At 61.9% G+C, this 12,912-nt stretch carries 16 protein-coding genes and 1 pseudogene; 6 read left to right on the top strand and 11 right to left on the bottom strand.

The window, feature by feature from the left end; genetic code table 11:
• Positions 1 to 11: 11 nt before the first annotated feature.
• The 8 genes from G5S42_RS15870 to G5S42_RS15845 all read right to left on the bottom strand — a co-directional run bounded on the left by G5S42_RS15870 (position 12) and on the right by G5S42_RS15845 (position 4,204).
• On the bottom strand, positions 12 to 440 hold the full coding sequence (locus G5S42_RS15870) for a hypothetical protein (protein WP_312883574.1): 429 nt from the start codon (positions 438 to 440) through the stop codon (positions 12 to 14).
• Positions 437 to 823 carry a glycoside hydrolase family protein gene (locus tag G5S42_RS45750; RefSeq protein WP_376776879.1) on the bottom strand — a complete coding sequence of 129 codons (387 nt, stop codon included), beginning with the start codon at positions 821 to 823 and terminating at the stop codon, positions 437 to 439. The genes G5S42_RS15870 and G5S42_RS45750 overlap by 4 nt, the downstream gene beginning before the upstream one ends.
• A 373-nt stretch (positions 824 to 1,196) precedes the next feature.
• Positions 1,197 to 1,550 (bottom strand): hypothetical protein, encoded by a 354-nt coding sequence (locus G5S42_RS15865; protein WP_176107618.1) that lies wholly within the window; start codon positions 1,548 to 1,550, stop codon positions 1,197 to 1,199.
• Positions 1,551 to 1,765: 215 nt separating this feature from the next.
• Positions 1,766 to 2,041 carry a hypothetical protein gene (locus G5S42_RS15860; protein WP_176107617.1) on the bottom strand — a complete coding sequence of 92 codons (276 nt, stop codon included), beginning with the start codon at positions 2,039 to 2,041 and terminating at the stop codon, positions 1,766 to 1,768.
• A 293-nt stretch (positions 2,042 to 2,334) separates the two neighbouring features.
• A complete protein-coding gene (locus tag G5S42_RS15855) occupies positions 2,335 to 2,817 on the bottom strand; it encodes a hypothetical protein (protein ID WP_176107616.1) in 483 nt (160 codons plus the stop codon).
• Between the two features lie 325 nt (positions 2,818 to 3,142).
• Positions 3,143 to 3,451: a hypothetical protein gene (locus tag G5S42_RS15850; RefSeq protein WP_176107615.1), complete on the bottom strand. Its 309-nt coding sequence runs from the start codon at positions 3,449 to 3,451 to the stop codon at positions 3,143 to 3,145.
• 1 nt (position 3,452) lies between these two features.
• Positions 3,453 to 3,755, bottom strand: coding sequence for a hypothetical protein (locus G5S42_RS44325; protein ID WP_246392010.1), 303 nt, complete (start codon positions 3,753 to 3,755; stop codon positions 3,453 to 3,455).
• A gap of 83 nt (positions 3,756 to 3,838) precedes the next feature.
• Complete coding sequence (locus tag G5S42_RS15845; protein ID WP_246392009.1) at positions 3,839 to 4,204, bottom strand: hypothetical protein; 366 nt, start codon at positions 4,202 to 4,204, stop codon at positions 3,839 to 3,841.
• A gap of 243 nt (positions 4,205 to 4,447) precedes the next feature.
• On the opposite strand from G5S42_RS15845, the gene G5S42_RS15840 reads away from it, so the two are divergent.
• From G5S42_RS15840 to G5S42_RS15825, 4 genes are all read left to right on the top strand, one after another.
• The gene (locus G5S42_RS15840) at positions 4,448 to 5,530 is read left to right on the top strand and encodes a tartrate dehydrogenase (RefSeq protein WP_176107614.1); all 1,083 of its coding nucleotides are present in this window, start codon (positions 4,448 to 4,450) and stop codon (positions 5,528 to 5,530) included.
• A gap of 305 nt (positions 5,531 to 5,835) precedes the next feature.
• The gene (locus tag G5S42_RS45195) at positions 5,836 to 5,958 is read left to right on the top strand and encodes a hypothetical protein (RefSeq protein WP_281375011.1); all 123 of its coding nucleotides are present in this window, start codon (positions 5,836 to 5,838) and stop codon (positions 5,956 to 5,958) included.
• Positions 5,959 to 6,126: 168 nt separating this feature from the next.
• Positions 6,127 to 7,113 (top strand): M14 family metallopeptidase, encoded by a 987-nt coding sequence (locus tag G5S42_RS15830; protein WP_176107612.1) that lies wholly within the window; start codon positions 6,127 to 6,129, stop codon positions 7,111 to 7,113.
• A 372-nt stretch (positions 7,114 to 7,485) separates the two neighbouring features.
• Positions 7,486 to 8,844, top strand: coding sequence for an MFS transporter (locus G5S42_RS15825; protein ID WP_176107611.1), 1,359 nt, complete (start codon positions 7,486 to 7,488; stop codon positions 8,842 to 8,844).
• Positions 8,845 to 8,964: 120 nt separating this feature from the next.
• On the opposite strand, the gene G5S42_RS15820 is transcribed toward G5S42_RS15825, so the two are convergent.
• The gene (locus G5S42_RS15820) at positions 8,965 to 9,540 is read right to left on the bottom strand and encodes a LysE family translocator (protein ID WP_312883573.1); all 576 of its coding nucleotides are present in this window, start codon (positions 9,538 to 9,540) and stop codon (positions 8,965 to 8,967) included.
• On the opposite strand from G5S42_RS15820, the gene G5S42_RS44320 reads away from it, so the two are divergent.
• Entirely contained in the window at positions 9,458 to 10,156 is a 699-nt protein-coding gene (locus G5S42_RS44320; RefSeq protein WP_246392007.1) for an Lrp/AsnC family transcriptional regulator, read from the top strand. The two genes, G5S42_RS15820 and G5S42_RS44320, sit on opposite strands and share 83 nt — an antisense overlap.
• A 162-nt stretch (positions 10,157 to 10,318) precedes the next feature.
• Positions 10,319 to 10,627, top strand: a complete 309-nt coding sequence (locus G5S42_RS15810) for a hypothetical protein (RefSeq protein ID WP_176107609.1) — start codon at positions 10,319 to 10,321, stop codon at positions 10,625 to 10,627.
• 103 nt (positions 10,628 to 10,730) lie between these two features.
• On the opposite strand, the pseudogene G5S42_RS15805 reads toward G5S42_RS15810, so the two are convergent.
• Both G5S42_RS15805 and G5S42_RS15800 read right to left on the bottom strand, forming a co-directional pair.
• A pseudogene (locus G5S42_RS15805) lies at positions 10,731 to 10,898 on the bottom strand (glycosyl hydrolase 53 family protein); the annotation flags it as partial.
• Positions 10,899 to 10,938: 40 nt separating this feature from the next.
• Complete coding sequence (locus G5S42_RS15800; RefSeq protein ID WP_176107608.1) at positions 10,939 to 12,903, bottom strand: beta-galactosidase; 1,965 nt, start codon at positions 12,901 to 12,903, stop codon at positions 10,939 to 10,941.
• Positions 12,904 to 12,912: the final 9 nt, after the last annotated feature.

The raw sequence follows: 12,912 nt of genomic DNA, 5'->3' as shown, positions 1-12,912 counted from the left end.
GTGCGCCGGAGCTACGGCTGCACTGCCCGAACGATCACGCCGTTCCAGCCGAATACGACGCGATGCGCATCCATGCGGAATACAGCCGCGCAATTGTCGCTGTCCAGCAGTAGGGTCTTTTGGGGCAAGCCCGTATCGTCGAGGTTGATACCGTAATAGTCCTTGAGCTTCGGCGCGGTATCGACGGTGCGGACACTGAAACCGCCGTGCGGACGACAGCGCTCGCCGGCGAATTCGATCTGATCGGTCGATATGCTCAGCACCTTGCCGAGCAGTCTTTTTGCCTCGGGTATGCCACCGGAAACGTCGCTGTATCCGACCACATCGGTAACGGTCCATTTTCCGTTGAATGATGACGGGGTGGTCGTGGGCCCGGCCGCGAAGCAGGTGGTGGCAGTCAGGCAAATTGCTAACGCCAGGTACAGTGGTTTGAGCGTCACGGCCGCTGCTTCCTGAAGTGCGCCGATTCCCGCACTCGTCGATTCGCAAGTCCCTGGCTCCTGCGCGGCGAGCCAATCGGGCGCCCCCGCCGATCGCGTGGGGTTACCACCACATTGAGAGACATATGCTGCGCAACCGCTTCCATATCGCCCCGATTTGCAGGGTCCAACGCCTCTCGTGTATTCCGATTCGTCGAGTTGTATGCGAAAGAGACTGCCGCGTCGAACTGCGCTTGAGTCAGTGCGTATTCTGTGACCGTGGCCCTAACGAGCCGCTCGGCGTCGTGAACGCGCGCCGTGAAGATAGCGTTCACCTGCTCAGGTAAGACCGCGCGCTGCAACTCTGCAGGTGTGCAGGGTCCGAAGTGCGCCAGTGTTCCCACGCCCCATGTGCAGATTCCGTTGATGGGGCATCGTTGTAATAGCGCATGACCACGCCCTCGTTGACCCTCAGTGCAGCGTAACCTTCTGGGCTCATCTTCATTGCGTCGTTTGCGCGCGGCGTATCTGCTGCCATGTCATCTCCCTGAAAAACGAATGCACAAGTGAGCGCGGTGGACAATGTGCTCGCCGCCCGCAAGAGGAAGGAGAATCTACCACTGCTTTCCGTGTTTGAGGCGCGACGCACTTCATTTTGGGCCGTCGCCTATCGTGGCTTCATCTCTCGCGCAATCGGCTGCCCGAACATCATGCGGCCTCCTTGATGCATCACGCATTGCGCTTTTTGACGCCTTGCGTTGGCATCGCACGAATCGCCTACCCAGCGTCGATCTCGAGCGTCTCGAATTCCACAGCCAGCTCAGCGCCGGCAGTTGCGAGGACTAGTGCTACTTGCGACCCGGGTGTCTTCGAAAATCGCTCGCTTTTAGAAAGCATGGTGCGCGCGAGATCGTAATTCGTGTCCCCCGGCGTGAGAATCCTTATCTCAAAGACAATGTTATTGGCCACGCTGAAATGTTCGACGGTGCAGCGACTAGTTCCGCTAAAAGTTGCCGTTGCTCGCTTCCCTTCATCTTCCAACATAACAATAAGTTTATGCCTATCCCGAACCACGAGAGCGTTGATATACCAGTCGTGGAAATGGCCGAAGTCCTTGAGCCTGTCTATCATTTTTCGTTGCGGCAATAAGGCATCACAATGATTCAACGTTCATGAAGTCAAACTCCACTTCAGTCCCTCCGCTGGAATACACGTTGGCTACGTGCCCGGCACGGCTCGGGCCGTGAGCTAATCGTTCCTGACGCGCGCGCCGGACGCGCAGCAGCAGGTTTGATAGTTCGCGACTGCCCGCTTCTCGCACAGCGCGTGAATCCGTGGGCGGCAGGCTACGTCTGTGAAGGCTTGTCGATCGGCTCCTGCGTAACCGACATGTACTGCTTGATGTCAGGCTGGCCAAGCGCAATCACGTTGAGTATTGCAACGCCGAGCCTGCGCGCAAATTCGTCGTCGAGTTTGAAATCGTACTTATCGAGAAAGATCGGCATTTCGATTTTACCGGCCAGCAGAGGAGCTAGCCTGGCGGGGTCAACGGTTTGCACTGTGAGCCGTTGACGGTCCTCTGTATAGGTTAAAACCACGGAATACGGCGGATGAGTAGCCATCAATATCCTCTGCACTGTTGATAGTTCTGGAATGCCTGCGTTTTGCAAAGCGAGATGCCGCGTGTACCGCCCATTGTGCCAGCCAAGGCGTTGCACAGGTCTATGTCCCGTTCGTACTGCGCGAAGCATTCGGCCTCGTGAATTTCGATCACGAAGTTCTGCGCGCACCGTCCTCGAGCGACCGTAGGGGTTCCGCCTTCGCTGAGTCAGTACGGGCTACGACTATCCTTGGCATCGCGCTACCACCGACGCGCGAGCCGCCGAACGACCTGCTGCCGCTCGCCGCCGAGTCACTACAAGGACGAGGGATCGACCTTGCCGCCTTCGATCACAAAGTGCTTCGCATCGGGATTCGACGGGAATAGGCGCCAGTCTTCATCGTCTGGTATCGCATCCGCAAGAATTACTAGACGCATACCTCTCGCCAGCAAAATGACGGCATCACCGCCCTCGCCCGCCTCGATATCCAAAACAACTATTGGGCCTTGAGTCACAAGGAGATCGCGGATTCGTTGTGTTGTTCTTCTCGTACTCTCTTCTGCTGCTGCAAAGTCCGAGTAAGACGCAACGATCGCGCTTCCTTGCTCGATGCGCCAGTCACACTGAATATGTAGCGCCCAATCGCCCAGATGCTTGATGGTGCCTCTATTGGTCTTTACTTCCCGAAGCGGTCCGAACTGTAGCGTGAGCATGTCAGCCGCGTGCGCCACTCCGCTAACGTCAAGCCCGATCAAAGTGGAAAGGTGACGAGCTACCTGCTCTTTCGTATCGATCATTCCGATTTTTCTCCAAACAAATCCAGGGCGCGCTCCATCATGCCGTGTTACTCAAGATCGTCCTTCTGGATATCGCAACGAAGGCGGCGTGTCTGATCCGTGTTCAGTCCAAGTGAGGGCAAGTGAAGTCATCGTGCCTCACAGCCAATGAAGGAGGCCTGATTGTGCAACAAGACACCATCCCAAAAAATCCGCCTCAAACGAGGCGGCAATGGCCATAGCACTAGCTAGAACAGCCAGTCATCGAAGCAACAGGCCGATCAACATACGGACCGGCGCCGCATTGTGCATCGGATCGTTCTGATTTGCGTTTGCGTTGGTAGCACTAGTCTGCAGATGGCTTCTGCTTATCCCAATTGACTGGCTCTGCGGTCGTGATTTGGAGTCGCTCACGAAGTTCTACATGCACCCCTGCCTGCATGAGTATTGCCATCGCACCAAGCTTACGGGCGTCTTCATCCCCGATTGGCTCCGTCCCATACTCCTCTGCCCCGGGCGGAATGGTCATACCGCCGCTTCTGGCTATTTCACGGTCAATGACGGTCTGCACTTCTCTCCTGAATACCGTGCACATTTTCAATTGCTGTGTTTGTTCGTCGTAGAAAATGATAGTTGCGCGTGGGGGCTTCGACATCTCAGTATCCTCGACAGCTTTGATAGTTGAAAAAAGCGCGCTGGGTGCATAGGGCGTATGTGCGCGGATCCTGATATATCGCCCGCGCGACATTGCATTGCTCGATGTCCCGATCATAGAGTGCATAACATTCAGCCTCGTGGGCCTCACTGACGCCGCGCGCCGCAATGGTCTGCACATCGTCGCTTAACGCGTCCGGTGTGTACTCAAACGGCTTTGCGTTGCCAAGATTCTGCGGCACGCGCGGGCGGTTCCCGTAGATCGACCTTAGCATGTCCACGTCGCTCGATTGCTGCTCGCGCACGGAGCCCGACCGGGACGCCCTTTCCCGCTGCTCCCGTATCGCCTGCACGCACTCGCGCATCTCGTCCCGCTCAGGGACAAAGATCAGACTACCGCGCTTCCCTCGCTGTACAGGGCTTTGGCAACCTCATCGTCTCTCATCCTGTACATATGAAAGCGGTTGTGACTCCGGCCGAGCATATCGCGCAACTCGTACGACTGGTGCGACAGCAGCATGGATGGGCTATATCGCAGCCACGCTGCGCGCGCTTCCTCCATGCCCTGCACGATGTCGTCGTGCGACTCGCGGGGTACGCTTGCCGGCAACGCAAAATGGAACCACCGGTCGACGTCAAACAGCCACGAAGATTCGATGTGAAGGTTGAACGATCTGTAAAGGCTGATCGAGAAGAAATGTCCGTGCCGCCTTTCACGGACCTCATGGAAAGAACCGAGGGAAAGTGAAGTCATCGTGCCTCACAGTCAGTCAAGGAGGCCCGATTGTGCAACAAGACACCATCCCCAAAAACCCCTCGTTCAGCCTCCCATGAGATGCGTGCCGCGCCTTCCTCGTCGCGCAGACTCTCAAGTCATCGGATCAATATGCACATCCATCCCCGCCTCCGCCCTAACGACAAACCGCACGAACGAACGCACCACGAATAGAATAACCGTCACCGAATCCCCAACCCATTCCCCAAGGAGGAGACCAGCATGTCGAACAAATACCGGATTGCCGTCATCCCCGGCGACGGCATCGGCGTCGAAGTGATGCCCGAAGCGCTGCGCGTACTCGAGGTCGCGACGCAACGCTTCGGTATCGAACTCGAGTATCAGCACATCGAGTGGGCGAGCTGCGACTACTACGCGAAGCACGGCAAGATGATGCCGGACGATTGGAAAGCGCAACTTAAATCGGCCGATGCGATCCTGTTCGGCGCGGTCGGTTGGCCCGACACCGTGCCCGATCACATCTCGCTGTGGGGGTCGCTGCTGAAGTTTCGCCGAGAGTTCGACCAGTACGTGAACCTGCGTCCGGCGCGCCTATTTGCAGGCGTGCCGTCGCCGCTCGCGGGACGCAAGGCCGGCGACATCGACTTCTGGATCGTGCGCGAGAACACCGAGGGCGAGTATTCGTCGGTGGGCGGCGTGATGTTCGAAGGCACCGAACGCGAGTTCGTGCTGCAGGAGTCCGTGTTCACACGGCACGGCAGCGAGCGCGTGCTGAAGTTCGCGTTCGATCTCGCGCAGCGCCGCGCGCGCAAGAAAATCACGGTCGCGACGAAGAGCAACGGCATCGCGATCAGCATGCCGTGGTGGGACAAATGCGCGGCCGGCATCGCCGCGCAGTATCCGGACGTCACGTGGGACAAGCAGCACATCGACATCCTGTGCGCGCGCTTCGTGCTTAACCCGGACCGTTTCGACGTGGTCGTCGCGACCAATCTGTTCGGCGACATCCTGTCCGATCTCGGCCCCGCGTGCACGGGTACGATCGGCCTCGCGCCATCGGGCAACCTGAATCCGGACCGCAAGTTTCCGTCGCTGTTCGAGCCGGTGCACGGGTCGGCACCCGACATCGCCGGCAAGCACATCGCGAATCCGATCGCGATGATCTGGTCGGCCGCGATGATGCTCGACTTCCTCGGTCATTCCAGCGGCAAGGAACGCGAGGCGCACGACGCGATCCTGAAAGCGATCGAGGCGACGCTGATCGACGGTCCGCACACCGGCGATCTCGGCGGCAACGCAAGCACGAGCGAAGTCGGCAAGGCGATTGCTGCGAAACTCGCGTGATATGAAGCAAAGACGGCGCAGCGCGCAGATGCGCCGTCATCGACAGTTGTGCCGCTCACAGAGCGACCATTCGCCATTGTGCGTCACCAAGGCGCCGCGAATCAGCGCGACGAGCGGCAAATACACGGCCGCGCTTTTGTTCAAGCCCCACACGTAGACGGGCAGCGACAGCACCCGCTGCAAGTCGAAGCCCCATTTGAATACGTCTACGCCGGACGGCGCGAGCGCGAGTACCTTGCGGAGAAGGTCTTTTTGAACGGCACGAAGCCGACGCCTACCGCCATCGCGAGCAGAAACACGAGCCGATGGTTTCAGTGTTGCATTTCACGCACGCGCCCTACCTCGCGCAACTGTGCGGCATTCCCGTCTATGTGATCGCGGGCTTTCTCGGCAACCGGTATTGGGCGATGCGCGAACGCGCACGCTGAAAATGCGCATCGTATCCACACCTCATTGATATCTGTTCACGATTTTGTCGAGGTCGCGGGATACGGTGAGCACATATCGGAAGAACATTTACTGTCTTTTGCGCAAGGCGCCGAACATAGCGACGTCTTACGGAAAGATTACCCATGCCATTCACCAGGGACGCCGCTATGAGCCGAGAAGCCTATCCGATCGAAGTCGAATTCCCCGATATTGCGCAGCACGAGCAGTCATCGTCGGGCATCGCATACGTTCACACGTTCGATTCGGGCGTGCCCGGCCCGCACGTGATGATCAACACGCTCACACATGGCAACGAAGTGTGCGGCGCGATCGTCGTCGATGAGTTGCTGCGCCGCGCGCTGCGGCCGCGACGCGGGCGGCTCACGCTGTCGTTCGCGAACGTCGCCGCGTACCGGCGTTTCGATCCCGCGAATCCGGACGCCGCGCGCTTCGTCGATCAGGACTTGAACCGCGTGTGGACGGCGGCGGTGCTCGACGACAGGTCGCGCACGTCGAGCGAACTTAAGCGCGCGCGTGCGATGCGCCCGGTGATCGACACGGTCGACGCGCTGCTCGACCTGCATTCGATGCACGAGCGGTGCAAGCCGCTGATCGTCGCGGGACCGCTGCAAAAAGGCATCGACCTCGCGGTGCGGCTCGGTACGCCCGCCACGGTGATCTGCGACGAAGGGCATCCCGAAGGCCGCCGCATGCGCGACTACGAAGGGTTCGGCGATGCCGCGAGCCCGAAGAACGCGCTGCTGATCGAATGCGGCCAGCATTGGGAGCGCGGTGCGGTGGCGGTCGCACGCGACGCGACCGCGCGTTTCCTGTTGCTGGCCGGCGTGGTGGACGAGACGGATCTGCCGCCGGGGTGGCTCGCGCCGTTGCCGCCCGAGCAGAGCATCGTGCGCGTGACACAGCCGGTCGTCGCGACCAGCATGGACTTCAGCTTCGCGGCGGCGTACACCGGCCTCGAGGTTTTCGCCAAGGCGGGCGCCGTGATCGGCTGGTCCAACGGCGAAGAGGTGCGCACCCCCTACGACAACTGCATGCTCGTGATGCCGTCGCTGCGGCAGTTGCGCCCCGGTGTGACCGTCGTGCGGCTGGGACGAATCGAGCGGACGGTGGCTCATCCCGCGGTGACGAGCTGACCGGCGGGTGTCTCGAAGCCGTTTGCCGCTTGTTTCGGCGCGCTAAGCTTGGCGCGCCTGGCCCTTTCTCCGGCGCGTTTGCAGCGCGCCGCCCTGCCACGCATCGACAGCGCGAAAACTCGGGTATTCCCCCGTTGACCGGATTGATTTCATTCCTTACAGTGGCGCGCGTTCGCGTAGAGAATCACCGTTCTGTATACGAACAACATTCCTCGCCCGGCGCGATTCCGTCAAGCCGATCCGTCCGGGTATGATTCATTGCCGATGCATGGCCAATTCGGCCGCTGCAGGCAGCGTGCGCCGTTGCCAGACGGCGTACAGTTTGAGAAGAATCGCTCGTCGTGTCGGGCCTTTCGCTGTCAGGAGACCATCATGAACCGCAGCCCCGCTGTGAACGTTCAAACCTTCATTAACGAGCATCCGTTTTCGCCGTTCCAGTGGCTGATCTTTTTCATGTGCTTCATCATCGTCCTGCTGGACGGTTTTGACACTGCTGCGATCGGCTTCATCGCGCCTTCGCTGGTCACCGAATGGGGCATCGAGAAACCCGCGCTCGCGCCGGTGCTGAGCGCCGCGCTGTTCGGCCTCGCGTGCGGCGCGCTCGGCTCGGGCCCGCTGTCCGACCGCCTCGGGCGTCGCTCGATGCTGGTAGGCTCGGTGCTGCTGTTCGGCCTTGCCTGTCTCGCGTCGGCGTTCTCGACCAGCATCGACCAGCTGACCGTGCTGCGCTTCATCACCGGCGTCGGCCTCGGCGCCGCGATGCCGAACGCGGTCACGATGATGGGCGAATACTGTCCGGACAACCGCCGCGCCACCGTGATCAACCTGATGTTCTGCGGCTTCCCGCTCGGCGCCGCGTTCGGCGGTTTCCTCGCCGCGTGGATGATTCCGCATCTGGGCTGGCGCAGCGTGCTGATCCTCGGCGGCGTCACGCCGCTGCTCCTGTTGGTGCTGCTGCTCGCCAAGATGCCGGAGTCGGTCCGCTACATGGTCGCGAACAACAAGCCGGCCGACCGGATTCGCGCGGCGCTTGCTCGCATTTCCGGCGACGCGGTGCAGGCCGTCGGCTTCACGATGACCGAAACCGCGCCGCAAACCGGCGGCAAGGGTCTCGGCGTCGTGCTGTCGCGCTCGTACATCGTCGGCTCGGTGATGCTGTGGCTCGCGTACTTCATGGGCCTCGTGATCTTCTACGCGTCGATCAACTGGATGCCGATCCTGCTGAAGGACGCCGGCCTCACGCCGCAACGCGCAACGCTGATCTCCGCGCTGTTCCCGCTCGGCGGCGTCGGCGCGGTGGTGGCCGGCGTGCTGATGGACCGCTTCAACGCGAACCGCGTCATCGCGGTCTGCTATGCGCTGACCGCCATTAGCGTGTACTTCATCGGTCAGGCGGCCGGCAACGTCGGCGCGCTCGTGCTGATCGTATTCATCGCCGGCGTGCTGATGAACACCGCGCAATCGTCGATGCCGGCGCTCGCCGCCGCGTTCTACCCGACCGCGGGCCGCGGCACGGGCGTCGCGTGGATGCTCGGCGTCGGCCGCTTCGGCGGCATCGCGGGCTCGTTCCTCGTGGCCGAGCTGACGCGCCGCCACTTCTCGTTCGGCGGCATCTTCACGACGATCGCGGCCGCGGGTGCGCTGTCGTGCGTCGCGCTGCTGATCAAGCAGGCGGCACGCCCGCATACGTCGGAAGCGGGTGCGTCGAAGACGCAATCGTTCGGCCATTGAGCGTGCAATGAAATGTGTCCGCTAGCGGACCGGTAACGGTTCGATCGAGTGGTGACCCAGAAGCCGCCCTGCGATTCGCAGGGCGGCTTTTTATTTGGCTGAACGCATGGCATCTCGCGCCTATTTGAACGCGAGGAGCTGCTCGACACATAGCAGCACGGCAATCAGAACCATCGCCGCACCCGAAACCTGGCTAACCCTGCGCGCGACGCTCGGACGCGTGCGCAAAACCACCTTCGAGCCGAGTCCGACGACCGAATAAACCACCGCGCAATTGGCCATGTGCAGCAGGCCCAACGCGCCGATCTGCACCGGAATCGACCACGCGTCGGTCGCACGCGTGAATTGCGGCAGCAGCGCGAGAAACAGCAGCAGCGCTTTCGGATTGAGGCCGCTCACCGCGAAGCCGCGGACGGACCAGTCCAACGCCGCGCCGGGTGCGCGCTCGGCCGCTACCGTCGGCACCGCGGGGCGAGCAAGAATATTGCCGCCGACCCACAGCAGATAGCCCGCCCCGACGAACGTCAACACGGCCAGCACCGCTGGCGCCTTGGCGACCAGCGCGCCGACACCGGCCGCCACCACCACGGTGATCGCCAGATAGCCGGACAACATGCCGGCGATGGCGGGCGCAATCGCCCGCTCGCGCAATCCAGCCGAGATCGCGTACGCCCAGTCCGCGCCGGGTACCAGCACCAACGAAAAAGACACGAGCCAAAAGGCCGTCAACAAGCTCACTTCCACAGCCTTCTTCTCCCCGACGAGCATGATTTGGACGGAGGAAATGTTACGGTTTTGGCTGTCGAAGGTGCTCCCTCTTTCTTGCCGCCACAAAGCGGTCTGCGCTAGAATTTTTCATATGGACGAAATTGACCGCAAGATTCTTGCTGAATTGCAGCAAGATGGACGACTCACCGTCACTGAACTCAGTGAGCGGATCGGTCTGAGTCTTTCGCCGTGCCAGCGGCGCCTGCGGGCTTTGGAGAAAGCCCGGGTCATCAGCGGCTATCGCGCGGTTATCGATCCGGCAACGATCGGTTTGAACTTCTCGGCAATCGTGTTCGCGACGTTACGGGAAGGCAGTAGCCAAAACATCGAGTCTTTCGAACGCGCGCTGTCGGACATCCCGGAGATCACCCGGGCGGAGCGCCTGTTTGGCGATCCGGATTACATGCTGCACGTCGTCACCCGCGATCTGAAGGCGTTCCAGGTGCTTTACGACCGCTATCTGTTGACGCTGCCCTGCGTGCTGCGACTGTCGTCGACGCTGGTCATGAAGAGCATTTTCGAGGATCGGCCGCTGCCGTTGTGACGCAACGACGTCACGCCCGTTCGCCTGCGGCGTTGTGATCCACCGCGGCAAAAAGCGCCCCAGCCCACTTCCCGATACACTACGCAACAATTTTTCCGCGCGCGGCCCGGCGCGGCGGGCACCGCCGCTTCCGCGCCGCCGTCTCATCTCAGGATTCCGGTAATGAAACGCGTTGTCGTATCCGCGCTCGTCGCGCTGTGCGTCGCGCAGCCGGCCACTCAGGCCGTTGCGCAGACCGTCAGCAATCAATGTTTCGCGCTCGGCGATATCGCCGGCCAGGTCGCGTCGTGGCGCGCCCACAAGAAGACCAAAGCTCAGGCGCTCGACCAGGCCGCCCGCTACTACAAGGACCCGTCCGACCGCGCGGCCGTCGATGCGATCATCGAAAAGATCTACCGCCCCGACGCGCCCCACATGACGCCCGATCAGGCGAGCATGGCGATCACGTCGGAGTGCGTGAACCAGCACTAGGGGCAGGCAGCGCCGGCACAGTAATGCCTGTGTGTCGCCCGCGATGCGCTAACGCCGCCGGAACGCCTCCAGCGACGACAACGCATTGCCGTGGAAATCGAACAGCGGTCCTCCACGGATACGCGGTCTCGACGACGATCACGTCCTTGTCGTAGCGCGTCGCGAGATCGTTCACATTGCCCTGCAGGTCGCTGAACGAGCCCTGCCACTGCGGGTAGTACGACAGGCCGATCACGTCGAACGTGACGCCGCGCTGCGTCATGCTGTCGAACCTGGTTGACTCTCTGACATGACGTCACATCCGCACCACGTCACGCGTCTTTCCACACGCAAACGTCGCAGGAATTCAGGCGCGGCTCGCCGAGCACGAACGTCGCATGGCGCGGCGCCGGCACCTGCACCGGTTGCGCGCCGAAATTGAATGCGAAGGTCAGGCCGCCACGGCGGCGCAGCCGCAGTCCGTCGGCGAGCATCTGCGTATCGAGTCCCGCGTCGCGCGCCGCCTGCCGCGACACCGTGCGATGCAGTTCATGCGACAGCCAGCCGGCCACGTAGCGAACGTTGCCGTGCATCAGCAGCGCGGGCCACGCATCGTCGAAGCGCGCGGCAATGCGTGTCTCGCCATTGGCGCGCACATGCTCGCGCCAGTGCAGCGCGTGACCCGTCGTGCCGTCGAGCGACAGCGCGGGCGCGAGCGTCGGGCGCAGTGTTTCCACTTCGAGCACCTGGATCGGCAGCACGCGCTGCAATGCGCCGGGCGGCAGATTGCCCGGAATCGCGAACGCGTCGGTTTTCGAGCCGCTGCGCGGGCCGAACACCCATTGCGCGTTCGAACGCGCGATCTGCTCGAGGAGTGCGGCGTCGACCACCGCGAGACTCGGCACCACGACTAGCTGGTAGCCTGAAAGATCTGCCCGGCCCGACACGATATCGACATCGAGCCCGAGTTCGCGCAGCGACTCGTAGTAGTCGAAAGCGAGCGTCTGATAGTCGAAGCCCTTGCCGTGACGCTGGATGTCGAATATCCACTGCGTCTCGTAGTCGAATACCAGCGCGGTGGCCGCTCGTGCGGGCGCGGCGAGCGTCGACAGCGCCGTACTGCCCGCGATTTCACGCGCGGCCCGTTGCACCTCGAGACCGCCCGGCGACAGTTCGTTGTTCGGCAGGTTGAGCCCGGAATGCATCTGCTCCTGCGCATATGGGCACTGGCGCCAACGGAAATACGACACCAGCTCCGCGCCATGCGCGAACGCCTCGTAAGCCCACAGCCGCACCATGCCCGACGCCGGCACCGGATTCCACGACGCCCAGTTCACCGGACCGGCCTGCTGCTCCATCACCCAGAAGCGCCCGCCGCCAATGCCGCGGTAGCGGTCGTGATCGAACGCGGACACGTCGGGATGTCCGGTACGCGCGAAGCGCGCCTTCTGCTCCTCCGGCAATGCGATCGATTCGGTGCGCGCGATCGGATAACTATCCCATGCGGCGATGTCGATCGCGTTGTCGGCGGCGAAGCGATAGTGATCGAAGGTCGTGAAAAAGCCCATGAAGTTGTGCAGCAGATCCGCGTTCGGCGCATGCTCGCGCAACACGTCGATCTGTTCGCGATGGAAGCTCGCGACCTCGTCGGACATGAAGCGGCGGAAGTCGAGCAGATGGATCGGATTGGCGTCGGTAGGCGTCAGCGTCGGCAGACCGATCGCGTCGAACGACGGGTACTCCATGCTCCAGAACACGTTGCCCCACGCGTCGTTCAACGCGCCGATCGTTGCATAGCGCCGTTGCAGCCACGCGTGAAAGCGCTGCAAAGCCGCGGCCGAATAGCTCGGCACCGTGTCGTGGCAGCCGAGTTCGTTATCGGTCTGCCACGCAATGATCGACGGATGCCGTCCGTAGCGCTGCGCCATCGCGGTGACGATGCGTACGCATTCGCGCCGGTACGTGTCGCTCGAAATATCGTAGTGACGCCGCGAGCCGAAATTCCAGCGCGTGCCGTCCGCGCGCACCGGCAGCACGTCCGGATGCGCGTCGACGAGCCATTTCGGCGGCGAAGCGGTCGGCGTGCCGAGCACGAGTTGCAGGCCCGCTTTGGCCAGCGTGTCGACGGCTTCGTCGAGCCATTGCCAGTCGTATTCGCCGGCGCGCGGCTCCATGCGGCTCCACGCGAATTCGGCGATCCGCGCATGCGTGATGCCGAGTTCGACCATACGTTGCGCGTCGTCGGCCCACATCGCGCGTGGCCATTGTTCCGGGTAGTAGCAGACACCAAGTTGCATGTGAAAGTC

The sequence above is a fragment of the Paraburkholderia youngii genome, from assembly GCF_013366925.1.
GTDB classification, from domain to species: Bacteria; Pseudomonadota; Gammaproteobacteria; order Burkholderiales; family Burkholderiaceae; genus Paraburkholderia; species Paraburkholderia youngii.
The sequence above is the reverse complement of the archived record's forward strand: the minus strand, read 5'-3'. Positions and strand labels throughout refer to the sequence as shown.